The sequence below is a fragment of the Pseudocolwellia sp. AS88 genome, assembly GCF_030551755.1.
Taxonomy (GTDB): Bacteria; Pseudomonadota; Gammaproteobacteria; order Enterobacterales; family Alteromonadaceae; genus Pseudocolwellia.
In genome coordinates this window covers 162,226-185,714 of sequence record NZ_JAUPEC010000004.1, presented here as the reverse complement: position 1 = coordinate 185,714, position 23,489 = coordinate 162,226, and the positions used below count along the sequence as shown (strand labels likewise).

21 protein-coding genes are annotated in these 23,489 nt (G+C 37.0%); 7 read left to right on the top strand and 14 right to left on the bottom strand.

Features of this window, described 5'->3' with window-relative positions:
- The first annotated feature begins 129 nt into the window (after positions 1-129).
- From Q5N69_RS04850 to Q5N69_RS04840, 3 genes are all read left to right on the top strand, one after another.
- On the top strand, positions 130-969 hold the full coding sequence (locus tag Q5N69_RS04850; protein WP_304367727.1) for an AraC family transcriptional regulator: 840 nt from the start codon (positions 130-132) through the stop codon (positions 967-969).
- A 179-nt stretch (positions 970-1,148) separates the two neighbouring features.
- Complete coding sequence (locus Q5N69_RS04845; protein WP_304367755.1) at positions 1,149-1,796, top strand: AzlC family ABC transporter permease; 648 nt, start codon at positions 1,149-1,151, stop codon at positions 1,794-1,796.
- Positions 1,793-2,095, top strand: coding sequence for an AzlD domain-containing protein (locus Q5N69_RS04840; protein WP_304367726.1), 303 nt, complete (start codon positions 1,793-1,795; stop codon positions 2,093-2,095). The genes Q5N69_RS04845 and Q5N69_RS04840 overlap by 4 nt, the downstream gene beginning before the upstream one ends.
- 35 nt (positions 2,096-2,130) lie before the next feature.
- Here Q5N69_RS04840 and Q5N69_RS04835 read toward each other — a convergent pair whose 3' ends face one another.
- From Q5N69_RS04835 to Q5N69_RS04815, 5 genes are all read right to left on the bottom strand, one after another.
- Positions 2,131-2,466: a tRNA-binding protein gene (locus Q5N69_RS04835; RefSeq protein WP_304367725.1), complete on the bottom strand. Its 336-nt coding sequence runs from the start codon at positions 2,464-2,466 to the stop codon at positions 2,131-2,133.
- Positions 2,467-2,481: 15 nt separating this feature from the next.
- Complete coding sequence (locus Q5N69_RS04830) at positions 2,482-3,429, bottom strand: EamA family transporter (protein ID WP_304367724.1); 948 nt, start codon at positions 3,427-3,429, stop codon at positions 2,482-2,484.
- A 152-nt stretch (positions 3,430-3,581) separates the two neighbouring features.
- Positions 3,582-4,004, bottom strand: coding sequence for an SHOCT domain-containing protein (locus Q5N69_RS04825; RefSeq protein WP_304367723.1), 423 nt, complete (start codon positions 4,002-4,004; stop codon positions 3,582-3,584).
- 86 nt (positions 4,005-4,090) lie between these two features.
- Entirely contained in the window at positions 4,091-4,804 is a 714-nt protein-coding gene (locus Q5N69_RS04820) for an AraC family transcriptional regulator (protein WP_304367722.1), read from the bottom strand.
- Between the two features lie 75 nt (positions 4,805-4,879).
- Positions 4,880-6,511: a phospholipase D family protein gene (locus tag Q5N69_RS04815; RefSeq protein WP_304367721.1), complete on the bottom strand. Its 1,632-nt coding sequence runs from the start codon at positions 6,509-6,511 to the stop codon at positions 4,880-4,882.
- 322 nt (positions 6,512-6,833) lie between these two features.
- Here Q5N69_RS04815 and Q5N69_RS04810 point away from each other — a divergent pair, with 322 nt between their 5' ends.
- Positions 6,834-8,600: a lysophospholipid acyltransferase family protein gene (locus Q5N69_RS04810; protein ID WP_304367720.1), complete on the top strand. Its 1,767-nt coding sequence runs from the start codon at positions 6,834-6,836 to the stop codon at positions 8,598-8,600.
- Positions 8,601-8,803: 203 nt separating this feature from the next.
- Here the strand turns inward: Q5N69_RS04810 and Q5N69_RS04805 are convergent, their stop codons facing one another.
- The 3 genes from Q5N69_RS04805 to Q5N69_RS04795 all read right to left on the bottom strand — a co-directional run bounded on the left by Q5N69_RS04805 (position 8,804) and on the right by Q5N69_RS04795 (position 12,248).
- Positions 8,804-9,316, bottom strand: coding sequence for a DinB family protein (locus Q5N69_RS04805; RefSeq protein ID WP_304367719.1), 513 nt, complete (start codon positions 9,314-9,316; stop codon positions 8,804-8,806).
- Between the two features lie 234 nt (positions 9,317-9,550).
- Positions 9,551-11,254 carry a bifunctional protein-serine/threonine kinase/phosphatase gene (locus tag Q5N69_RS04800; protein WP_304367718.1) on the bottom strand — a complete coding sequence of 568 codons (1,704 nt, stop codon included), beginning with the start codon at positions 11,252-11,254 and terminating at the stop codon, positions 9,551-9,553.
- A 184-nt stretch (positions 11,255-11,438) separates the two neighbouring features.
- The gene (locus Q5N69_RS04795) at positions 11,439-12,248 is read right to left on the bottom strand and encodes a formate/nitrite transporter family protein (protein ID WP_304367717.1); all 810 of its coding nucleotides are present in this window, start codon (positions 12,246-12,248) and stop codon (positions 11,439-11,441) included.
- Between the two features lie 263 nt (positions 12,249-12,511).
- On the opposite strand from Q5N69_RS04795, the gene oxyR reads away from it, so the two are divergent.
- Positions 12,512-13,408, top strand: coding sequence for a DNA-binding transcriptional regulator OxyR (gene oxyR / locus Q5N69_RS04790; protein WP_304367716.1), 897 nt, complete (start codon positions 12,512-12,514; stop codon positions 13,406-13,408).
- A gap of 235 nt (positions 13,409-13,643) precedes the next feature.
- Here oxyR and ahpF read toward each other — a convergent pair whose 3' ends face one another.
- The 6 genes from ahpF to Q5N69_RS04760 form a co-directional block, all read right to left on the bottom strand.
- Entirely contained in the window at positions 13,644-15,248 is a 1,605-nt protein-coding gene (gene ahpF, locus Q5N69_RS04785; protein WP_304367715.1) for an alkyl hydroperoxide reductase subunit F, read from the bottom strand.
- A 173-nt stretch (positions 15,249-15,421) separates the two neighbouring features.
- Entirely contained in the window at positions 15,422-15,991 is a 570-nt protein-coding gene (ahpC, locus tag Q5N69_RS04780; protein WP_304367714.1) for an alkyl hydroperoxide reductase subunit C, read from the bottom strand.
- Positions 15,992-16,413: 422 nt separating this feature from the next.
- Entirely contained in the window at positions 16,414-17,271 is an 858-nt protein-coding gene (locus Q5N69_RS04775) for an MBL fold metallo-hydrolase (protein WP_304367713.1), read from the bottom strand.
- An 89-nt stretch (positions 17,272-17,360) separates the two neighbouring features.
- The gene (locus Q5N69_RS04770; protein WP_304367712.1) at positions 17,361-18,644 is read right to left on the bottom strand and encodes a TMEM143 family protein; all 1,284 of its coding nucleotides are present in this window, start codon (positions 18,642-18,644) and stop codon (positions 17,361-17,363) included.
- Between the two features lie 90 nt (positions 18,645-18,734).
- The gene (locus Q5N69_RS04765) at positions 18,735-19,283 is read right to left on the bottom strand and encodes a hypothetical protein (protein WP_304367711.1); all 549 of its coding nucleotides are present in this window, start codon (positions 19,281-19,283) and stop codon (positions 18,735-18,737) included.
- 148 nt (positions 19,284-19,431) lie between these two features.
- Positions 19,432-21,066 (bottom strand): YHYH protein, encoded by a 1,635-nt coding sequence (locus Q5N69_RS04760; protein WP_304367710.1) that lies wholly within the window; start codon positions 21,064-21,066, stop codon positions 19,432-19,434.
- A 149-nt stretch (positions 21,067-21,215) separates the two neighbouring features.
- On the opposite strand from Q5N69_RS04760, the gene Q5N69_RS04755 reads away from it, so the two are divergent.
- Both Q5N69_RS04755 and Q5N69_RS04750 read left to right on the top strand, forming a co-directional pair.
- Positions 21,216-21,917, top strand: a complete 702-nt coding sequence (locus Q5N69_RS04755) for a response regulator transcription factor (RefSeq protein ID WP_304367709.1) — start codon at positions 21,216-21,218, stop codon at positions 21,915-21,917.
- A complete protein-coding gene (locus Q5N69_RS04750) occupies positions 21,907-23,331 on the top strand; it encodes a HAMP domain-containing sensor histidine kinase (RefSeq protein WP_304367708.1) in 1,425 nt (474 codons plus the stop codon). The genes Q5N69_RS04755 and Q5N69_RS04750 overlap by 11 nt, the downstream gene beginning before the upstream one ends.
- Positions 23,332-23,489: the final 158 nt, after the last annotated feature.

Genomic DNA, 23,489 nt, shown 5'->3' with positions numbered 1-23,489 from the left:
AACAGACTTATGTTTTTTTGGGAATTTTGTTCGAATACTCTAATGTTTAAAATCTACATGCTCATATTGTACAAAACATGCTAATCTCGATGAATTATAATGTATAAAAATGGCTAACTACGAATCAGTATGGCGGCGTTAAAAGAAAGGGCGGAATTTCAGTTAACAGAAGAGTTAGGCGGTATTGAACTGCTTGACGCGACTTACTATAAACAGAATTTCTCTCGGCATAGTCATGCTGGATATACTGTGGGTGTTATCGATAATGGTGCGCAAAAATTCTATCGCACAGGTGATAATCATATTGCTCCACAGCACAGTATTATTTTAGTGAATGCCGATGAAGTACATAATGGCTGTTCAGCATCTGAAGGTGGATGGTCGTATCGTGCTATGTATCCGCTGCCTGCTGTATTTGAATCTATCAGCCAAGAGTTAGGGCTAAATAAAGGTGCTCCTTACTTCCCACAAGCTGTGGTTTACGACCCTCATTTGGCGCAAGTATTACGTACAACTTTTACTACCCTTAGTACCTCTGAAAATACTTTATTGCGTGAAAGCGTGCTTTATTCTGCACTGGTAAAATTAGTGGCGCGGCACAGTAAAAGCCGTTTCAATATTAACCTCGCGCAATCTAATAAAAGTCATGTGTTGCTTGTTAAAGAGTTTTTAGATGAATATCCTGCTGCCGATGTTTCTTTGGAGGAGTTAGCGTTAATTTCAGGCTTAAGCCCATGCCATTTATTAAGACAGTTTCAACGTTCTTTTGGCTTACCGCCACATACTTATCAAATACAAAGCCGATTAAGACTGGCTAAAAAGTTGATTCAACAAGGTTATAAAATGATGGATGTTGCGCTTGATAGTGGTTTTCATGATCAAAGCCATCTATATCGTCATTTTAAACGTGCCATGGGTGTAACACCTGGTGTTTATTCAAAAGCGTTAAGAGCCAATTTTGTACAATAAATTTATCATTTTTTGTCGTAAAATAATTTTTATTAAATCCAGTATTTAAAAGTAATTTTCCTAAGCGGTTAGAACTAAGAGAAGCGCCAGTGCAAGCCGAAGAACAATTCAAAAGCAAGTTCAAAGAGAAGTCCAAAACCCAATCGAAGCAGAAATCATTCTGGCAAGGCGTTATCGCTATGTTGCCATTAAGTATCGCTGTGATCCCATGGGGTATTTTAGCGGGATCTTATGCCATTGAGGTTGGGCTAACATCACTTGAGTCGCAAGGTATGTCGATGATAGTTTTTGCTGGAGCTGCTCAGCTTGTCGCTTTAGGTATGATAAAATCAGGTATAGGTTTAACAAGTATCTTGCTAACTACGTTGTTGATCACTTCTCGACATTTACTTTACGGCATGGCGTTAAGAAAAGACGTAAGTTCACTACCATTAAAGTGGCGTTTGTCTCTTGGTTTTTTACTAACCGACGAACTCTTTGCCATTGTTACTACAAGTAAAGATCACTTATTTAACCGCTGGTATGCACTAGGCGGAGGTTTAAGTTTTTATGTATTTTGGAACATTGCTACCTTACTTGGCATTATTGCCGGGCAAAGCATACCGAATATGGAAAACTGGGGATTAGACTTTGCTATTGCTTCTACCTTTATCGCGATTATTATTCCTATGGTTAAAGCTAAATCTATCTTGGTATGTGTATTAGTGTCGTTGGTGAGTTCGGTGGTTTGTAGGATTTACAATATTGAAATAGGTTTACTCATTTCTGCTTTAATTGGCATGGCTTGCGGTACTTTGTATGCAAGAATGACAGGTGAATCAGTATGATTTGGATAACTATAGGCTTAATGGCTGCAATCGTTTTTATCAGCCGTTACTTATTTCTAGAACCTAAGTTGCCGCTAAAACTTAATAAACATTCGTTGCAGTTTCTTAGTTATGCCGCACCTGCTGTACTGACGGCAATAATAGCGCCTTTGGTTTTAGTAAAAGAGCAGGCGCTTTATTTAAGTATTGATAATAACTACTTAGTGGGCGCTATTATCGCGTGTTTACTGGCTTACTTTACGCGAAATACCTTACTTACTGTGGTAGTTAGTATGGGCATATTCTTTTTTGTTTTGTAGCATATACTCATATTTAAGTCATGATATAAACCAGTTTAAATAAGCTTAGAACCGTTTGGTACGTCAAATTCAGGCATCGCTAGCGCAATATCTTTATTGGTATTGTAGAAACCCGTCACTAAACATTCCGACATAAATGGGCCTATTTGCTTAGGTGGAAAGTTAGTTACCGCAAGCACTTGCTTACCGAGTAAATCGTCTAGGTTATAAAGCTTAGTGATTTGTGCGCTAGACTTTTTGATACCAATCTCGTCACCAAAATCTATTCTCATTTTGTACGAAGGGTTATGAGCTTCAGGAAACTCAGTAACTTCGATAATAGTGCCAATTCTTAAATCTACTTTTTGAAAATCGTCCCATGTTATTTGCATGTTATCGCCTTATATTTACGTTGAGATTTTGTGTGTGTTCCGCTTCACTTTTAATTTTATATATAAAAGCAGAGCTGAGAATGAAAGAGTTCGTGTATTAGAAACCAGCGCGCCTAGTAGTATTAAACTTAATGAAATCAGTATATTCGAAGACCATAAGTTAAGTCCAACAAGAGCTAAAATTATTGACGAGATTAGTGGAGTACAAAAGCTTAACGAGGCTAAGAGTTTCTTATTTCCTTGCTTTAAAGCGATGTCCCATAAATAAAATGCGCCGCCAACAGGGCCTATTCCCAATAAAATAATGCTAATCCATTGTTGAAAAGTGAATTGCCAATTCTGAGAGCTTAATTGCGAGCTTGACAGGTAAGCTGTCTCTAATTGAAAGTGAACTATAAGCGCGAATAATGCAGTAACTAACGATAACCAACCAATGTTATCAACTGAGTTTGCAGCGTTACTATCTGACTTTGAAAAGAACCAAGAATAAGTGGACCATAAAATGGCGCAGCAAGCAGCTAATGCATAACCCTTGATATAGTCAGGATTGTAAGCCAGATCAGTATCACCCACTATAATAAAACTCACACCAATAAAGCTTATTAAGCCACCTAATAATGCTTTGATACGAGTCGCTTTAGTGGCAATAAATAGCGCTAGTAGCATCGGCCATAAATAAGCAATTAAGCTTACTTCAATTGCTGGCGCTATTTTTAGAGCGGTAAAATAACAATAATGAAAACCAAATAATCCACCAACTCCCACTAACCATTGCTTAACTGATAACGTTGGCTTGGAGAATAGATTTTCTTTTAAAATAAGGCGTTTAATAAACATTAATAACGCTGAAATGGCAAAGCACACAGACAATAATTGAAATGCAGGAATAGCCGCCGTGTTAACCCCTAACAAGGCCAAACAGCTCCACATAACAATAGCTAAAATACCTAAGGTGGTTTGCATAATCATAGGCCCAAAAGAATTAACATAGAGGCATATTATCTAGCTTATGAAGTTAATAAGTGTGCAGAAAGGACGCTTTTGTTGTTTTGGAAGACGTGATTTAGGCAACAGGTTTTAAAGAAGGGGGGAGTTTGGGTTTTGTTATACATTGCTTATTTTCCCCAATCTTCATCTAATATATCTTGTCTTTTTGCTTCGTACTCTTCAGTGGTTAATAAGCCATCTAGGTATAAACCTTCTAGTTTTCTTAGACGTAATGCAAAGTCTTTTTCTGGTTTAGCTTTTGTTGATTCAGCTTTAGGAGAAACGTTCTGTTTGAATCCTGAAATTTTCAAATCATGATCTGTAACCTCATGATGTAAGCTTTTATTTGAGAATATAGAGTTTCTGTATGATTGATAAATTTGTGCACATACCACACCTATCCAAAGAATCATGAACAGTTTGCCAAATGTGGGCATTTCTGAAAAATCAAAAGCGACTAAAACCACAACTAACATACCTATGCTTAAAAATAAGCTGACTGTTGAATTGTATTTAGATTCTTTAGTTTTAGAGGTTCCGTTTAATTTCATATATAACTCTGTTTTGTGGCATTGTTTTAATATAACGAAGTTAACCTGACCACTCAATGTGAATATTCACTCGACTTTCTAAGTGATTATTGACTAAATTCTCTCGGGCAATTACCAAAATGAGCTTTAAACTTACGGCTAAATGCTGACGGACTTTGATAACCTACTTGCTCGGCAATGATTGCTATAGGTGTATCGGTATGGGTAAGTAGCGTTTTAGCTTTATCCATTCTTTGTTGTGTAATGTACTGTTGAGTGGTTACACCGAGATTTTCTTTAAAGACTTTTTTGAACTGAGTAATACTGAGAAAAGCGAGTTGTGCTAGTTGCGTATTCGTCATGTTAGTCGCTAGGTGTTGGTTAATATAGCTGAGTACTTTGTTTAAGCGTTTATCTCTGTTATTTGATAGCGGTTGTTGTGCTAAAAGCAGATAAAAGAAGTCATAAGTGGCTGATTCTATGGTTTGATTAATATGATGATTTAATTGAGTTTCAATAAATTGAATAAGAGCCAGTAAAGGTGCGTTAATCGCAATTTTTTCGTTAGGTGATTTCATGATGTTTTCAGGTAATTTATCGCTGTCTACCACAATAAATCTGGCGTCCTGGTGGGCTTTAAATTCATGTGTTTCGCCAGATTTTATAATGACACAATCACCAATGTTGACTAGCCCTGAAAAGTCTCCAACCTTAATATCAATAGAGCCATGCAAGGGCAGCACTAGCTGATGATAGCTGTGAGCATGGCTTTCTATTTTGTTAGTGTAAGAGCGTATTGAAATACGATTAATTTCACTCATTAGCTATTGCTCATTACCAAGTTGCATCACTCTGCATTCCATTTCTTTATGCTTAAGCCGTTGTTAAGTTATCACCTAAAGTATATTTTTAGGTACAACTCTTCGTAACTTTACTTTTATTCGTTTGAGTATGTCGACTTCACCATCAGGATTCCAATCTTCTGTAGTTCGCCATGCATTTTGTGGTTCCATCTCTTCAAGCATGCCTTGTTTTACATCTAGCGTTAATGCTTTTGAAGGAATAACCGTAATACTTTCGGTGTTTAAATTGGCACTGCGTGGGTCTAAATTAAAAGTCCCGATCACCGTTATTTCATCATCAATTACCATCGACTTTGAATGTAAACCAAAGATAGGTGGGGTGGTTAATTGCTTATCCATAACTTCAGACATTATTTTTTGTCTGATCTCAGCATCTGGTTTAAATTCGTAAATTTCGACACCTGTTTTTAATAGTTTTTGTCTGTCGCGTTGATAACCATTAAAAGCTTCAAGGTTATCGTTAGAGGCTAAGCTGTTGGTTAGTATTTTTATCTCAACACCGTTGTCTGTTAATGCTTTGAATAAATCTCGGCTTAAGTCGGTGGTAACTAAGTAAGGTGTTTGAATGATGATCGACTTTTTAGCATTACGAACCAGTTCAATGAGTTTTTCTGTAGAAAGACCGCTACCGCCGAGGAATTTATTTTCGTTATTCTTACCTGGAATATCTGAGATATATTCAACATCTTGCAACCAATACACTTTACCTTCAGTTTCTTGCTGCAAAAATGCTTCAGGAATTTTCTTCATTTTTTCACGAACTAGAGGAACATAGTTTTCAGTATCGCAAGCGTATTGATGCAGGGCTTCATAATTTGCTAAGTCTGAGTTTGTGATGTCAGTATCATTGTTTTCACTTTTAATAAGTTGCGTTACTGGCACGCTTAGTTCGTCGTTCCAAAAATCTTCAAAAGATGATTCAATTTCACTAACAGAGCCACCTAACAACAACACATCACGATCTCTGAAATTATATTCGTGGTCGTAACCAAAATACTCATCGGCTACATTTCTGCCACCAGTAATTGATACTTTGCCATCAACGGTGAAGGTTTTATTGTGCATGCGCTGATTAAAACCGTGAAAATCTGTGGCGAGATTTTTTACTTTTTGGAAAATGTTTTTACCAATATTAGCTAGTGGGTTATATATTTTAATAGATAGATTTTCATGAGCGTCTAATATTAATAATTCGTCACCCTTAGCATCTACCATTAAGTCATCAACAAGTAAGCGAACTTTTACACCACGGTCAGCTGCTTGAATTAAGTAGTCTGCGGCAATGAGTCCGATGTTGTCGGCAGTGAAAATGAAGTATTGAATATCAATGGTCTTTTCAGCTTTATGAGTTAACCAGCCCCGAGATAATAACGATTCTATACCTTCTTCGAGTACATAAACCCCTGTGCTATTTTGCATTCTCTCGGCATAAGGAGCTAAGTGCTGTGATAACGATGTTTGATTGGGTTTGCTAAGTGCTGCACAAGTTTCAGCTGTGTTTTTATCATGAAGTTTATGAGCGTTTTCTTGATAATGGGTTTCTAAAACACTTGGTTGAGCAGAGGAACATGATGCAGTTAAAAAACTAACACAGAGTAAAGATGTTTTAATAAGTGTTGAGAGTTGATGTTTAAAAGATGATTTGTTGAGTATAGTTTTTTTCATATTATTTTTTAGCTCTCAATAAATAATGCTTGTTATAAATTAATGAGTTGGCGTAAACATCCTGTGTTGCTTCGTTCAATAATAAGACTCTCAGTATGGTTACTGATGCTTTACGGGAGGAGTTAATATAAACCAATATACTAAACAGGTGTTAATTGTTAGCAGTAAAGTTATGTTTTTATGCTAGTTTTATTTGTGTGAAGAGTTATTATTAAAGTCTGTTGAATAGTTTTTCTGTTGTTAAGGGTCTTGTTTACGTATTGAGGCTGAAGTTAAGCAAAATAAAAATTAAATTGTTGAGAATTGTTGTAAACCCATCACTATGAATAAACCTAAAGAAAATGTTTCAGATTTACGCTTAGCTGCGTTACTACCCGATAGCCTGTTAGGTAACATACTAAGGCCGATTTCCCCTTTATTAGATAAACTACTAGGCATAGATAAACTTCATCAGCTTTATGTTCGAGGTGATTTATGGGGGCGCGAAAAACAAGATTTTTCAGAGCGCTTGTTAAAGGAGCTAGGTGTACGCGTTTTTGGCGGTGATGGTGTTATTGCTAAAATTCCGAAAGAAGGTCGTTGTGTTGTTGTATGTAACCATCCTTACGGTATGGTAGAAGGAGTTATTATTGCTAAAATACTTACAGCATATCGTGCTGATACTAAAATAATGGCGAACTTAGGCTTACGGGTTTTTAAAGAAATTGCTGATTATTTTATTTTTGCTAATCCATTACAACCTAAAGCGGCGATAAATACTTCGGCGATTAAACAATGTTTTAAGCATGTTGATAATGAAGGATTATTAGTAGTATTCCCTGCTGGAAAAGTATCTTCATTTCAAGACGATAGACAACGCATTACTGATGCAGAATGGAACCGAATTGCCATTCAAGTGGCTGTTAAAAAGAAAGCTCCTATATTACCTGTATTTATTTCCGGGACTAATAGCAAACTGTTCCATAAAATGGGGCAAATATATTATCGTTTTCGATTGCTAATGCTGGCGCGCGAAATGGTAAAACTAAATGAACACCCTATTAATTTAGTGACAAATAATTTAATTAAGCCTGAGCAGCTTAATGCATTTAATGGTATTGAGAACATGAACGATTTTGTAAGACTACAGTGTTATTTGAACGATGAAACATATTTAACCCCTTGGATAGAAGACGATAAAACAGTTGAATTTAAAGACATTATTCCAATGGCTGATAAAGCTTTAATGACACAAGAACTTGCTGCTTTGCCAGAAGAGCAGGTTTTAGTGAAGTTTAAATCTTTTACTGTGTATAACGGTTACCAACACCAAATACCAAATTGTGTACAAGAGATCACTCGTTTAAGAGAGATTACTTTTAGAGAACATAATGAAGGTAGTGGCGAAGAATGTGATACCGATCATTTTGACGCAACTTATATGCATTTATTTATATTCGATCATCAAAATGAAGAAATTATTGGTGCTTACCGTATAGGCCAAACAGATGTTTTACAAAAAGATGCTGACATTTCTAAGTTGTATTTATCGCAAATGTTTACCTTTAAACCTGAGTTTATCAATCAAAAGAAAGCGTGTTTAGAAATGGGACGTTCGTTTATTGTTGCTGAGCATCAAAATAGCTATCACGGCTTGTTATTACTTTGGAAGGGCATAGGCGCTTACGTATGTAAAAACCCAAGATATAGAACCTTATATGGCACGGTATCGCTAAGTAAGTTATACGATCCGCGTTCTGTTGCGTTAATTAATGAAGTCATGATCACCGAGCGTGAAGGAGTTGATGCTAAATCACCTTTTGAAAGTAACCTACATCCTGAAGCACAAGACTTTCTAAAAGCTAATTCTGTTACTTTAGAACAGTTATCTGCAATGGTAGCAGGCATAGAAACTGACGGGAAAGATGTACCTATATTGTTAAAACAATATCATAAATTGGGTGCTAAATTTCATTGTACGGGTATTGATACTAACTTTAATCACACGCCGGGATTATTGTTAAGTGTTGATTTACCAAAAGCTCCAGAGAAATTACTTAAGCTGTATTTAGGTAAAGGAAAAGATGAGTATTTGAACTACACAAGGTAGTTTATTTACTTGAAAGGGTTGTTAGATTGGGAAGTAAAGTTAGTACTGACTTTGCTTATCCCTAGTTGAGGTTGATTAAGTTGAAGGCCCATTATTGATTAGTTTATTTGTTTAAATTCAATCTAAATAAACTAATCAATAACTTAAGAAGTCCATATCTTAACTCGGGTTAACTCTTCTTTTAGAAGTTTTACACTTAATGATTAAGCTGAGGCGTTTTTCTCTCTTAAGAAAGTCGCTGTTGCTGGTGCAATGCCAAACGATGTATTTGCTGTAGAGCTTTGTGCAAAAGTAATTTGTGTGATCATCGCATAATGATGAACTGCATGACTACCTACAAAAATAAGCTCGCGTGCTAATGAAGTTTGTACAATTTGCACTTGTTTAGAGCTGGTGCTTACTTCAGTTGAAAGTGAAATAGTTTGATTTAAATCGCTGTCTGTAAGATTCGACATCCATGCTTCAATTTCATCAAATTTTTCTAAAGCTAGTTGAGGATTCTCTTCTACTTTACTACCACGTAAACGGAAATCGTAATCGATAATACCGTTTTCAATTCCTGATATAACCGATTGATAATGATCTATGATATGGCGAACATGTGAGCCGGCTGAGCTGATAAAGTTTGGAGAGATTATTTCTACGTATTCTTCTTGTGTAATACTCCTCAGATATAAACGTGCTTGTTCAAGTATTTCTATTTGGCTAGTGATCATAATTTTTCTTTTCTCTCGTTTGTTCGTTTCGTGATGTCGATTTTTTATGTTGCCTAATAGTAGACCGTAGATCTTAAATAAATATTCTTAATTAACTGAATTTATAAATATATAATTTAAAATACTCATTATCCAGGTAAAAAAGTTTTAATACTTCCAGTTACGGTTGCATATTGTTACATAATAAAACAAATATATTAAAATTTCATTACACAGCTTTTTGCTGTAGTTAACTCAGATGAACTGGGCGATTAACAGTACAAATAAAACTAAACTAACGCCTTGCCAAAACATTACAGGATCTCGTTCCATTAAAGGTGGTTTAGTTTGTGCTAAATACATTTTATTTGGATGTCTAAGATCATGCATAAATTCTGATAATTCTGAATGTCGTTTTAACGGGTTGATATGTAAAGCTCTTTTTAAAGTATAGTCTAGCCAAACAGGAAGTTGTGAATCTTTAGTAATTAAACTTCTATATCCCAGTTTTTCCTGTGCTGAAAGGGTATTCGCTTGAGCAATGGCTTGGCTATATGGAAACTCACCAGACAACATTTGATAGGTGATAGCCGCTAATGAATAAATGTCTGATTGCTGAGTTCCTAATTGTCCTAAAAAATACTCAGGTGCCGAAAAACGTATGGTTCCGCGCATTACATCTTCGGTATTTGCGTCGGTAACACCAGCAATAAAGGTTGAGCCAAAATCAATAATTTTTACGGTATTTGTATGATCAATCATGATGTTATTTGGCCGTAAATCTTGGTGGATCATTTCTTGCCGATGAAAAGCCTGTAATCCTTTGGCGACTTGTTCGATTATGTCGCGAACTTGTTCTAACTTAGGCTTGGGGTTGTCTATCATCCACTGATTTAATGAAATGCCTTCAATATATTCCGTTACTAAATATAAGAAGTTACGTTTTCGTTTAGGCTCTATTGCTTTTGCTACGTTTGGATTATCAACTCGTTTGGCTATCCATTCTTCCAACATGAAACGTTCTAAATATTTACTGTCGTTACGTAACTCGGTGGATGGCGTTTTAATAACAACAGTTTCGTTTGTGTCTTTATCTCGAGCTAAAAATACATGACTGCGGCTGCTAATATAAATTTCTCGCAGTATTTCATAACCATCAAAATCCATTCTTGGCGTTAGTCTAGGCGGCAAAGGCAACATAGTAAGTTGATGTACTTCGTCTAATTGATATTCAGGTAAGTTATCTACTCGAGCTATTTGTATACTTAAGTTGTCATCGCTGCCGTGTTCAAGTGCTTGTTCAAGAATTAATTGTGCGGCATCGTTTAATGACTCAGCGTTATTAATGGCTTTAGTAATGTCTGAGCTTTTAATGAATTCGTAAATACCATCTGTGGCAATAACAAAAGTGTCACCTGGTTCGATAGTAAGGGATTGATAATCTATTTCTAAGGTTTGGTCTATACCTAACGCCCGCGTGAGATAGGTGACTTCAGATGAAACTACGCGACGGTGATCTTCAGTAAGTTGTTCAAGCCCGTCGCCTGATAAACGATAAATACGGGTATCGCCAGAATGAAACAAGTGAGCCGTATTTGATTTGAAAACTAAAGCGCTGAAAGTACAAATATATCCTTTGTCTTTATCGAAACGGTATGGGCTATTTCGGGTTTGCGAATACAGCCAAGAATTAATCGATTTAATAACCTTTTGCACAGAGCTTTTTACTGACCAAGAGTCAGAGGTGCAGTAATAATCATCTAAAAAACTAGCAACAGCAGTCTCGCTGGCTATTTGGCTTACTTTACTTGAGCTAATACCGTCAGCCATAGCTAGTGCAATACCTTTAGCACTAAGCTGAGGTTCTTTAGGCGTTACGCTGCCTAAAAAATCTTGGTTAATGGCTTTTACACCTTTATCGGTTGCACCGCCAATACTGACACTAAGTGCTTTGCTCATGATTTATTCCTATCAAACTCGATTATAACGTTTTCAATCTACACTACTTATTCTGTTTATTCAGGTGTGAATAAGTTCATTAAAAGTCTACCAGAGTTACATTATTTCATAAGGTCTAAAATAAAAAGGCTCCGCAATATTAATTACGAAGCCATTTCTTAAAGTAATACTTTACAACAATTTACTAAAGTTTACGCTCAGGTGAAGTTCTCACATGAGTAAAGTACAGTGGTAAGCCCACTAATAATAAACCGCCTGCTAAGTTACCTAGAACTGTAGGAATTTCATTCCAAAGTAAATAATCATAAACGGTAAAGTCACCACCCATGATCATAGAGAATGGGAATAAAAACATATTCACAATTGAATGCTCAAAACCCATGAAAAAGAACAACATAACTGGCATCCACATGGCAGCCATTTTAGCGCCTGCAGAGGTAGAAATCATGGCGCCAACAACACCCATAGACACCATCCAGTTACATAACATACCGCGAATGAAAATAGTTAACCAACCGCCAATCCCGTGCTCTTGGTAACCTACCGTTCTTGATTCACCAATGTGAGCGACTTTAGCGGCAATTGCACCACCATCAGCAGAATAACCATAGGTTAAAATAAACGACATAAAGAAAGCGGTTGTCATGGCACCACCAAAATTGCCTATAAACACTAAACCCCAGTTGCGCATCACGCCACCAAAGGTAACACCTGGACGTTTATCTAATAAAGCTAAAGGCACTAAAGTAAATACACCTGTTAATAAGTCAAACTTCATCAAGTAAAGCATGATGAAACCAACCGGGAATAAACACGCGCCTAAAATAGGGCTGCCGGTTTTAGTTGCTACAGTAATAGCAAAAATAGCGGCTAAGCCAAGAATGGCACCCGCCATAAATGCACGGATAACGGTATCTTTAGTCGACATGTAAACTTTCTGTTCACCAGAATCGACCATTTTGGTTACAAATTCACTGGGTTCTATATAAGCCATGGTTTCTCACTTTTGTCTGAATTTAATGTTTAATCTACTTATGTGTACAGCAAGTCTGATACCAATAAGTTAAGTGTCTGTTTTTATTGTTCAAAGTGTTTTCTATTTCTTTGTTTCTTGTTAAAAAATGTTCAGTGATGGGCATGCTGCACTATGCTGAAGCGTATTTCTTATATTTGTGTGTTTATGCTTGTGACAAATAGGTAAAAGGATTGTGATATAGTTAAAATAGATTGCTTTTTAATTATTGATAGAGTTTAGCTATGATCAAGATTCGTGATTTAGAATATTTAGATGCCATTGATACACACAGACATTTTGGTCGTGCTGCTGAAGCTTGTTTTGTAAGTCAACCCACATTAAGTGGTCAGATTATGAAGCTCGAAGAGCATTTAGGTTTAACCTTAGTTGAAAGGCAAACTAGAAAAGTAATGCTAACTCCTGCAGGAGAAGAATTAGTTGCTGAGGCTCGTAAAGTATTACGTGCAGCGAATAATTTTGAAGCGTCTGCTAAAGCATTGTTAGATCCCTTTTCTGGAGATTTACATATAGGATTAATACCTACTTTAGCGCCATATTTGTTGCCTCACATCATGAAAGATTTAAACGATAAATTACCGAATATAAAATTTTATTTACACGAAGATAAAACTAAAAATCTTTTAAAGTCTTTAGATGACGGTAAGTTAGATTTAATTATTTTACCTTGGCTGGAAGAAATGGATAAATTTGATCGCTACGATTTATTTGAAGAACCATTGGTATTGGCCACATCAAAAGATCACCAGCTTTCGTTGAAAGAGGTGGTAAGTTTAGGTGAGTTAAAAGACTATGAAGTATTAACATTAGAAGATGGTCACTGTTTACGAGATCAAGCTTTAGGTTTTTGTTTTACCGCAGGTGCGAAAGAAGATCATCGTTTTCAGGCAACAAGCTTAGAAACTTTACGTTATATGGTTTCAAGCAATATGGGCATCACCTTATTACCGCAACTTGCAACGGTTAATCATCACATTACTAACACAATTAATTATATTCCGTTTGAAGATCCAAAACCTAATCGACAAATATCACTCATGTTGAGATCGGGCTATTCAAGAATGCAATGTATTCGAGCAGTTGTGAGTAGTGTTAAAAACTCGATGAAAGAGGTTATTTGATTGTTTTTGTAAACTGTAATTTGTAAACCGTAATAGATATAAAAAAGCACTAACGCCACTATAGTATCCTTCAAAAAAAGAATACAGTGACGAAAGTGCTTGGGGGGAATTGTTAAATAAATTCACCCTAACTTAAACTCGGGGAGGTTCAAGTTAGGGCTATGTCCTGCAATTTATAAGCTAGTAATAAATTTTAGGTTTACTCTTTAGAAGATTTAATCCGAGCAGAGGTTAATTAAGCCGCTTGAGTTTCCTTCTCTGCTACCAACTCTTCTTCTGCATTTGGTGTTCTGATTAAGTAATCAAAAGCGCCAAGTGCTGCTGTTGCGCCACTTCCCATTGCAATAATGATTTGCTTGTAAGGTGTGTGAGTTACATCACCTGCAGCATAAACACCTGCAATGCTTGTTTCGCCGTGACTGTTGGTAATAATTTCGCCACGTGGTGTTAAATCTACTGTACCTTCTAAAAACTGTGAGTTAGGTACTAAACCAATTTGAACAAATATACCGGCTAGTTCTATACTTTTAGTTTCGTTTGTTTGACGGTCTAAGTAGTTAAGACCTGTTACATGATTACCGTTACCTAATACCTCAGTGGTTTGAGCATTCATAATAATTTCAACGTTACCTAACGAACGGGCTTTTTCTTGTAAAACAGCATCAGCTCGTAAGCTTGTATCAAATTCTAAAACCGTTACGTGGCTAACAATACCGGCTAAATCAATTGCCGCTTCTATACCTGAGTTACCACCACCAATTACGGCTACAGATTTACCTTTAAATAATGGTCCATCACAATGTGGGCAGTATGCTACGCCTTTACCTTTGTACTCTTGCTCGCCTGGTACGTTCATTTCTCTCCATCTTGCACCGGTGGCAATAATGGCTGAGCGAGTTTGAAGAATGGCGTCGTTTTCAAGCTGAACTTGAATTAGGCCACCAGGTACATCGCTTTCAATAATCTTTTTAACGCGTTGACCATTCATAATGTCTACGTCGTATTCTTTTACGTGTTCTTCCAAGCTGGCAACAAGCTTGGGGCCTTCCGTGGCTTTAACGGAGATAAAGTTTTCAATTGCCATGGTGTCTTGTAGTTGTCCGCCAAAACGGTCTGCTACTACACCTGTTTTTATGCCTTTACGTGCGCTGTATATTGCTGATGATGCGCCCGCTGGACCACCACCTATCACTAATACATCGAAAGATTCTTTCTTGTTAATCGCTTCCGCTTGGCGTGAATGTGCGTTTACATCCACTTTGTTTAGTATTTCTATAACCGACATTCTGCCTTGAGCAAACGGTTGTCCGTTCAAGTACACTGCGGGTACAGATAAAATATCTTTACTGTAAACTTCTTGTGAGAATACAGATCCATCTACCATTACATTGGTAATTTGTGGATTGATTGCTGACATCATATTCAATGCTTGAACAACATCAGGACAATTCTGACAACTTAAGGATACATAGGTCTCAAACGCGTAATCACCTTCTAAGTTGCGTACCTGTTCTATAATTTCTTCACTCAATTTAATTGGGTGTCCGCCACTGTGTAATAAAGCTAAAACAAGTGAGGTAAATTCATGTCCCATTGGAATACCGGCAAAACGTATTTCAGTATTGTTGGTAACCGATCTGACTAGCATTGACGGAGCGCGTTCGTTGCTCCCATCTAGTTTTACTAGGTTGATAAGTGGTGACATTGTTGCAATTTCTTGCACTAATTCGTTTAATTCTTTTGATTTTGGACCATCGTCAAGAAACACTGCTAATTCAACACTAGACGTTAAATTTTGTAGGTAGTTCTGTAATTGGGCTTTTAAGTTTGCATCTAACATGTTGAAAATTCCTTAGCGAATGTTGCTATGTATAATAAATATTCAAACCTTGTTTTTAACGTTGTTTACTGTAGGTAAAACAAGGTTTGAGGTTATTGGAAAATTATTTCTTAACTCTTGTTAACTACTGAGTTCTGTATGATTGATGAAGAACTCAGTAGTAATAGGGTTAATTAAATTTTGCCAATTAAGTCTAAAGAAGGAGCTAATGTTTCTAAGCCTGGCTCCCATGCTGCTGGACAAACTTCGCCGTCATGCGCTGCAACATATTGTGCTGCTTGGATTTTACGAACTAGTTCTTTAGCAGAGCGACCTATACCTAAGTCATGTACTTCAGCAACTTTAATTTCACCTTCTGGGTTAACTAAAAATGTACCGCGAAGTGCTAAGCCATCTTCTTCAATCATTACACCGAAATTACGTGTAATTTTTCCAGTTGGGTCACCAATCATTGGGTAGTTAATTTTGCCAATTGTGTCTGAACTGTCGTGCCATGCTTTATGAGTAAAGTGTGTATCAGTTGATACTGAGTAAACTTCAACGCCCATCTCTTGAAGTTGTGCGTAGTGGTCTGCCATGTCGCCTAATTCAGTAGGACAAACAAATGTGAAATCAGCAGGGTAGAAAAAGAATACTGCCCATTTTCCTGCGATGTCAGCTTCACTTACTTCAACAAAGTCGCCGTTGCTGTATGCAGTAGCGTTGAATGGTAAGATTTTTGAGTTGATAATTGATTGTGTCATGTTGAGCTCCAAAGTTAATTTAAATGTATGTTTGAACGTTTTGTTCAGTGGTTTCGTTTAAGTTGTGATAAGTATATGGAACAACACTCAATAGGTATAATCGAATGAATCTATTTTATTTATAGGTTTTATCTATAGATTGACTTGTAAAACTGACTTATTAGATGAAATATAGAGAATACTCTGTAGGGGAAAGGGTAGTAATTTGTTATTTAACAGGTGGTTATGGTTGGTTTTGGAGTTTTAGATAAATTGTGAGGATAAAGAGGTACAAAAGAAATTTTGTGTAAATCAGTAAGAAAATACAGTTGTAAACTCTATTTTCTTACTTTACAGGGGGATTTTTATCGTTTTATTCTATTTATTAGCTGTATTTTGCTTACGTAAATGCAAGGGCAAGCTGAATGTATAGTAATAGAGGTTTACTTTAAGTCGGTATATAAAGTCGTTAACCATTTTTCTTCAGTAATAAAGTTCCATGTTAGGCTTTTATACTTGTCGCCAATACCTTGCTCAATGACTTGTTCTAGCGTTAAGCCTTTCGTAATCGCTTGCTCTACACGTTTAATACTAAAATCTATCATGGCGATATAATCGTGTAGGCCATTCATATCAGTTAACTCACCATGACCTGGAATTATCTTTATATCTTGAGGGAAAGTTTTAGCAATGCTTTGCACATTAGCTAAATAGCCTTTTACAGAGCCGCCACTTTTTAAGTCGATAAACGGGAAACGACCTGAAAAGAATAAATCACCCATGTGTAAAACGTTGGCTTTTTTGAAGAACACAACACTATCGCCGTCAGTATGACCACTTGGGTAATGAGATAAAGCAATGGTTTCGTCACTTAAATGAATGGTAATGCCATCGTCGTAAGTTACTACAGGTAGTGCTGCATGGTCGTGATCTTCGGCACTTGATAAGCGTTTTCTCACGTTAGTATGTGCAAAGATAGGCGCATGATTAGCAAAGTGACTGTTACTACCAGTATGGTCGCCATGAAAATGTGTGTTTACTATATATTTTAATGGTTTATTTACTATATTAACCATGGCGTGTTCAATTCTTTCTGCCAGTGGCTTGAATTGATCATCTACAAGTAACAAACCGTCTGCTGTTGCTAACACACCTATATTACCGCCAGCGCCTTCAAGCATATAAACATCGCCTGCTACCGCATGAGTTTTAATTTTAACTTCGTCGAATTGAGCTGCTTGTACTGAAGATGCAACAAGACAACTGAGACTGAGCGCAATACCTGTAATAAGTTTTTTCATGTGATACCTATAATTTATATGAGTGTGAGTTTATATGGATGTAAGTTTATTTGTTAATCCGTTAGCGTTAACTGCTACATCAGCAAACCTTAATATTGAAATATATTATCCCAATAGTGATCTAATGTCTTTTTAGCTTTTGGCAGATCTACTGCACAATAGGTGACCGGGTTAGTCGCCGTATTCGTTCCTAACTTATTGTCTGGACGAGTGTTTGAGCTTTTAGTTACTAATTGTAGTGCTTCTAGTTTTTGTAGAGCATCATCCACTTCAAAATCTAATGTACATTGATATTTACTTTCGAACCATGTTTCTATGGCTTGATCTAGTGTTTGCTCAGTTAAGCCTTCAGGATGTTTCAAAAGAAAAGAATAGGCGAGTAGGGCTTCTTTAAAGTCTTCTTCTTCAGCTTCGTTAACTAAGGTATGAAATACGCCTGCGTTATTATCTAAATTTTTGTAATACAAATTATCGGTTAGAGCTTTCATAAACTTAATTTTACGGTTTTTGAATTTACTCCACTCTTTAAATATAAAGCTGCCAAATACACCAAAGCCTAGCGCTAATGCGATCAGCTGTTTTTGATTCATTTCAACAGATTCGTCGCTCATGCCTATCCAAAAAGCGAATAAAGTAGCTAATAAAATTAACGATGCACCTAATTTGGTAATTAAAACTACCGCACCACCTACTATAGCTGATGCGCCAATAATCACTTTGTCGATAGGGCGCATGCGTATTTCGCTATTAGGAAATAACATTTCTAAATCAGCTTTAGGTACGTTTTGAAATAACTTGATCACCGTTGCCCCAGGCTCAAAACCTGCAGGTAAGGGTTTGTTGGCAAAATGCTCTTTACCTTTAAACTTAATGTAAACGGCAACACGATCGTAATTGGTGAAGGTTAAGGGCTTTTTCTTTAAGCCAAAAAATTGCTGGAGTACCTCTGTTTTTTGAGACTCGCCACGTCGGTAAAATACAATCTCGTCGAAATCGTCAAAGGCGACTTCAAGCCTTACTTTAAACAGCGACTCTTCAGTTAATGCAGCTTGAATATCGGCTTCTGTTATTTTTTCGAAATTGGCTGCAGTCAGCACTTTCTCGAAGTCTTTAGCAAAATCAGCTTGATGTTCAGCGAGTTCACTTTTTGTGAGTGTAGTTAGTTGACGAGTGTCTGAATTTGGGTCAAAAGGCGCGTACGAACGTTTGAGATTTTCAAGCAAGTGGTGATATTGGAAATGTAAAACACTCGATAAAATTTGGCATACCTGTGAGAAGGCATCTATATCGTGTGATGTGTTTTCACTGATATCTTCTGTACATAAAGCAATAACGTCTTGCTTGGTAAAAGGGATAAATCGTTCAGCAGTCATAAGTTAAATAACGTTTTTTTATATTATACTGCTGAGTTTATCACTGTTTTATAGAGGTGTTGATAAATATGCTTTTAATACACCTACTTGCTATTCACTTACTGGAAAACTCTCAAACTTATGTTTGATCAGATCAGGTAGGCTAGCATCAATATAAAGGGTTGAAACTATCTTTTTATCTTGAGCCGTCCAAAACATATGACCATGATTATTTAAGGTGACCGATACGGTGTTAATCCCATTTTTAAAATGCTTAGCAGGTATATGTAAATCTGCGCCATACACACGCTGAATTTTTATGCCGTTAATATATAAGTGGGCATGACCTTCAACAAAACCTGTTTTTTTGTTGATAGAGGCAGACATAAGATCAGCCATACTCAAAACACCACGCGGCGGAGGTGTTAAATTATAATGCTGAGTTTTAATATGTAGGTTATAGCCTGACATAGCGTCTTCATATATCTCTAAACTTATTGCAGGTGTTTTTACATCAGAGGGTACGGCAATAGGGAGATGAGAATGATCCATTGTCATGGTTTTTGCTGGAGCTTGCTCGGGAGATGTTGCTTGAGCATAGAGGTTACTTGTTGGTGTACTTAATGCGATAGCTAGAATAATAAAAGACTTCTTTATCATGTGCTTGACCATTTACTTGAACCTATTTTTTAATGTGTTATTTGAGTATAGAACCAAAATAAAACTAACGCAGAGAAATATTTATCTACGTTAGTTTTTGTTTATCAGGTCGCTTTATTTTCAATCAATAAGCTCGCATGGGTATCAATTAGCCCGCTGGAGGAAGTTCTCCGTCTGCAGGAGTTTCACCATCAGGGGGACCGCCGCCATCAGGAGGACCACCACCATCTGGAGGGCCGCCACCTGCAACAGAAGTACCACATTGGCTTATAGAATTTGAGGCAAGTTCACCTTTAAAGTCTGGTCCAATCGTATAAGGGTAAGATGGGGTTAATGTGCCATCTGCATCCTGTGTTAACGTAATATGGTAGTGATAACCTTTACCATCGTTAGTATCGTGACCGTTATGTTTGTCTAACTGAGCACCTGTTACAGCTTCATCTGCAAAGTAGTAATCTTCGTAAAAATAACCATCGTCTGCAGCGATAACATTACCTGATAAGGTATTTACATCTTCGCCAATCGCTGGACCACTTTCTGCAGTTTCAACGCCCAGAGAAATATCAGCAGGGTCAACTAAAACACAGCTTCTTTCGCCTTCTGTACTACAACCGCCTTCGCTTGCATCTGAACCGTAGTCACGAATTTTCCAGCCACTTACGGCTAAAGTGTTCGCGCTTTCGTATGGTCCATAAAGTGGGTAACCATCAGCAGCAAAACCATAAACAGGAGAATGAGCATCGCTACTATCGCCTACTAATGTTGCTAAACAGCTTGTGTAAAAATGATGATGATAATCGCCTTGAGCAGCATGACCGCCACAAATGTCTACATCGTATTGCTCGGCAACAGGCGCTAAGCTATACCAAACATTGTTGCCTTCACTCATGCCGTCGCCCCAGTTATAAATACTGGTGCCGTTAACCATTAAACCAATTTTACCTAAGCCTGTTTCACATGCTTCTTCAGTTTCTTCTAGTACTGTTGGTTCAGCTGGAAAGTAAGCTTCAGTTGTTTGTGCTGTAGGACAACCTGGACCTGGAGGCCAGTAACCATCACCACCTGTATCTAAACAGTTTTCAGTACTACTGTTGTAACCAATATCTTCACCAAAAGTAACCAATTGGCCTTCTACAGCAGAAGTGCTGCCAGAGCTAAAATCTGTTGCTGCTTTAGGACGTTGGTTAAGTTGTTCAACCATAGATTCAGTGATTGTTACGTCGTATTTAGGAATACCCGTTGTTTCAACATACGCATATTCAACGTCAACGCTATCTTCAACTACAGTAACAATCTCAGCAATTTGCACGTTTTCTAATACACTACCTGAAGTGGATGAAATCTTATCTGAACTGGTTTCGTTGTTAATTATCCAGCTTGATACAAGTGTTGTATTGGCTGGGTTTACAATAATATCAATGCTGTCTGAAACTGCTGCATTGGTGCCATCGTCTACTGATAGTTCAAAAGTAAGTGTTTCTTGCGTATCAACACTTGGCGCTTCAAATATAATCACATCGTCGTCTGATAGATTAATGGTAACGCTTGTTCCTGAAGTTTGAGTCCAAGTCGATGTTACAACGTCGTCATCTGTAATTGATGGCGTTACGGTAACTTCTTGGCTTGATTCAACCGTTTGATCTGCTCCAGCATCTACAATCGGTGCTGCGTTAGTTGTCTCAGATGTATCTGTAGTGTCAGTAGCATCTGACGAATCACTACCTCCACAAGCTGTTAATCCTAATATAGGGATCAAAGCCAAGGCTATAATCGATCTTTTCATATAAACTTCCATTAAAAGTGTGATGAGTAAAATAAATTTGATGGCAGGAGCTTATCAAAAGGTAGGTGAATTTTAGGTGAACTGAGCTATTACAGCTAAGTTATAATGGACTAACCTAGCATCAAATTTCTGCATATAAGGTTATTTAAGTGGTTGTACTGGTTGTTGAAGATAATAGGGCGTTAGCCGCTAATATGATTGAGTTTCTTGAAGCTTATGGCTTTGAATGCGATTACGCTGACAATGGCGCATTAGGCTTCAAACTGGCAATGAATCAGTCATTTAATGCCATCATTTTAGATATTATGATGCCCGAAAAAGACGGCATGACACTGTGTACTGAGCTAAGACAAGCTGGCGTAAATACACCTGTTTTAATGCTAACTGCTAGAGATACCTTAGACGATAAACTACAAGGCTTTGAAGCAGGAGCAGATGACTACTTAGTTAAACCCTTCGATTTACCTGAACTGGTTGCCCGAGTGAAAGTATTAACTAAACGCTTTGGAAAAAATGATACTAGATTAAATGTATTCGACTTAGTGATGGATATTGATTTAAGAGAAGTCACTCGCTCAGGTAAAAAAATTGAGTTAAATAAAGCCAGCTGGCAAATATTAGAAGCTTTAATGAAAACCTACCCAAAAGTGGTTACCCGCCAACAAATAGAACAGATTATTTGGCCTGATCAATTGCCTGATTCTGACGTCCTTAAGTCTCATATTTATAAATTACGACAGGTTGTAGATAAACCCTTTGGCAAGTCGCTTATTCAAACTGTGAGAGGTGTTGGTTTGGTGCTAAAGCATGAACACGACAGTGATATTCAAGGAGAGAATAGTGAAAAATAAGAACAGTTTACAATACCAGTTCAAAAAACAATTAGCCTTGAGTATTGGTTTGTTGGTAATTGTTTTCTCCTTTTTACTGTATCAGATATTTTTGATCAGCATTGGTTCTACTATGCATCGCACTATGATGTCGATGGCAGGTCATTACGCTAAGCAAGTTGAGCGCGATGCTAACTTTGTATTACCTAACGACGCCACCTATTCTGTTTATCTTGGTAAAGAAAATATCCCTGAAGATATAGCTACATTATTCGATTTTGATACCATGAAAGATTATGGTTTGTCGGTGAATGATGGCGGTAAAGTCATAAAAACCTCTAAGGCTGATAAAGTTGTTTTTATTGTTAAGCATCCGATCCGTAATAACTCACAAAGACTTTATCTATTATATGATGACAGCCCTAAAAGAAGAGGTCCGCCACATAAAGCAGGTTTCGCTCCACCACATGGTTCAGATTTCCCACCTCCGCCTAGACTAGAAAGACCTGAAGGTGCTCCTCCTCATTTTGGACCTGAATTGCCTAAGCCAGGACCCTTTCTCAATGTGCCTATTTCTATAGTATTTGTGACTTTATTGGCTATTTTATTAGTTTATGGTGTTGCTCGACGTTTAATTAAAACCGTACTTGAACCGCTAAATGAACTTACTGTTATGGCGAAAAGTTTAGATGAAAATAATCCTGAGTTGTCGTTTGAAGTCGTAAATAACAAAACAGAGATTGGCGAGGTAGCAAAAACCTTACATCTAACGATGGACCGAATTCATCAATATCATCAGCGAGAAAAGCAATTTTTACAAAATGCGAGTCATGAACTTCGTACGCCAATCGCTGTTGTATCTTCTTCATTAGACATAATTGATTTAAGAACAAGCCAAGGTAATACCAATATTTTTGATCAACACACTAATATTCGTAGAGCCAATAAGAACATGGCTGAATTGACGAATGCCTTGTTATTACTCAGTCGTAAAGATGGTACTAAAATGGGGTTAGATACAGTAAACCTTAAGCAGTTATCAACAATTATTACTGATGAACATAGTTATTTACTTAAAGGTAAAAACGTTAATTTTGAGATAATAGGCGATGATGATTCATCTCATGAATTACCCAAAGCCTTGTGCCGAATTGCGTTAAGTAACCTTATAAGAAATGCTTTTGAACATACATCCGCAGGTATTGTAAATGTAGAGATTTCAGGGCTGAGCGTATTGATCACTAATTCTAGCTCAGGCTTAACTGACGGTTATAACAATGCTGGCGATGAACAAACATGCCAAGGATTTGGGATAGGTTTAGATATAGTGAGAAAAATAGTAGAGCAACAAGGTTGGCAGCTTGCGTTATCTTCAGATAAACACAAAGGTAGTCAGGTGATCATTTCTTTTGAAGAAAAAGGTCAATTGGGTTAGGTCTTACTGACTAAAGTTGGTGTCAGTTCATCTGGCTTAGAAGGATTTCAACACAGATTAAGTGAGTTCAGCTTACTTAATCATTAGCTAGCCTTCATTATCTAGGCATGAGCCATTAGTTTGCTCATCGTGTTTCCTCTCAAAGCTATTAATCCGTT

Excerpts from the sequence above, each read along its gene's own strand:
- Q5N69_RS04850 (WP_304367727.1), top strand. The coding sequence starts at position 130 with ATGGCGGCGTTAAAAGAAAGGGCGGAATTTCAGTTAACAGAAGAGTTA.
- Q5N69_RS04845 (WP_304367755.1), top strand. The coding sequence starts at position 1,149 with ATGTTGCCATTAAGTATCGCTGTGATCCCATGGGGTATTTTAGCGGGA.
- Q5N69_RS04840 (WP_304367726.1), top strand. The coding sequence starts at position 1,793 with ATGATTTGGATAACTATAGGCTTAATGGCTGCAATCGTTTTTATCAGC.
- Q5N69_RS04835 (WP_304367725.1), bottom strand. The coding sequence starts at position 2,466 with ATGCAAATAACATGGGACGATTTTCAAAAAGTAGATTTAAGAATTGGC.
- Q5N69_RS04830 (WP_304367724.1), bottom strand. The coding sequence starts at position 3,429 with ATGCAAACCACCTTAGGTATTTTAGCTATTGTTATGTGGAGCTGTTTG.
- Q5N69_RS04825 (WP_304367723.1), bottom strand. The coding sequence starts at position 4,004 with ATGAAATTAAACGGAACCTCTAAAACTAAAGAATCTAAATACAATTCA.
- Q5N69_RS04820 (WP_304367722.1), bottom strand. The coding sequence starts at position 4,804 with ATGAGTGAAATTAATCGTATTTCAATACGCTCTTACACTAACAAAATA.
- Q5N69_RS04815 (WP_304367721.1), bottom strand. The coding sequence starts at position 6,511 with ATGAAAAAAACTATACTCAACAAATCATCTTTTAAACATCAACTCTCA.
- Q5N69_RS04810 (WP_304367720.1), top strand. The coding sequence starts at position 6,834 with ATGAATAAACCTAAAGAAAATGTTTCAGATTTACGCTTAGCTGCGTTA.
- Q5N69_RS04805 (WP_304367719.1), bottom strand. The coding sequence starts at position 9,316 with ATGATCACTAGCCAAATAGAAATACTTGAACAAGCACGTTTATATCTG.
- Q5N69_RS04800 (WP_304367718.1), bottom strand. The coding sequence starts at position 11,254 with ATGAGCAAAGCACTTAGTGTCAGTATTGGCGGTGCAACCGATAAAGGT.
- Q5N69_RS04795 (WP_304367717.1), bottom strand. The coding sequence starts at position 12,248 with ATGGCTTATATAGAACCCAGTGAATTTGTAACCAAAATGGTCGATTCT.
- oxyR (WP_304367716.1), top strand. The coding sequence starts at position 12,512 with ATGATCAAGATTCGTGATTTAGAATATTTAGATGCCATTGATACACAC.
- ahpF (WP_304367715.1), bottom strand. The coding sequence starts at position 15,248 with ATGTTAGATGCAAACTTAAAAGCCCAATTACAGAACTACCTACAAAAT.
- ahpC (WP_304367714.1), bottom strand. The coding sequence starts at position 15,991 with ATGACACAATCAATTATCAACTCAAAAATCTTACCATTCAACGCTACT.
- Q5N69_RS04775 (WP_304367713.1), bottom strand. The coding sequence starts at position 17,271 with ATGAAAAAACTTATTACAGGTATTGCGCTCAGTCTCAGTTGTCTTGTT.
- Q5N69_RS04770 (WP_304367712.1), bottom strand. The coding sequence starts at position 18,644 with ATGACTGCTGAACGATTTATCCCTTTTACCAAGCAAGACGTTATTGCT.
- Q5N69_RS04765 (WP_304367711.1), bottom strand. The coding sequence starts at position 19,283 with ATGATAAAGAAGTCTTTTATTATTCTAGCTATCGCATTAAGTACACCA.
- Q5N69_RS04760 (WP_304367710.1), bottom strand. The coding sequence starts at position 21,066 with ATGAAAAGATCGATTATAGCCTTGGCTTTGATCCCTATATTAGGATTA.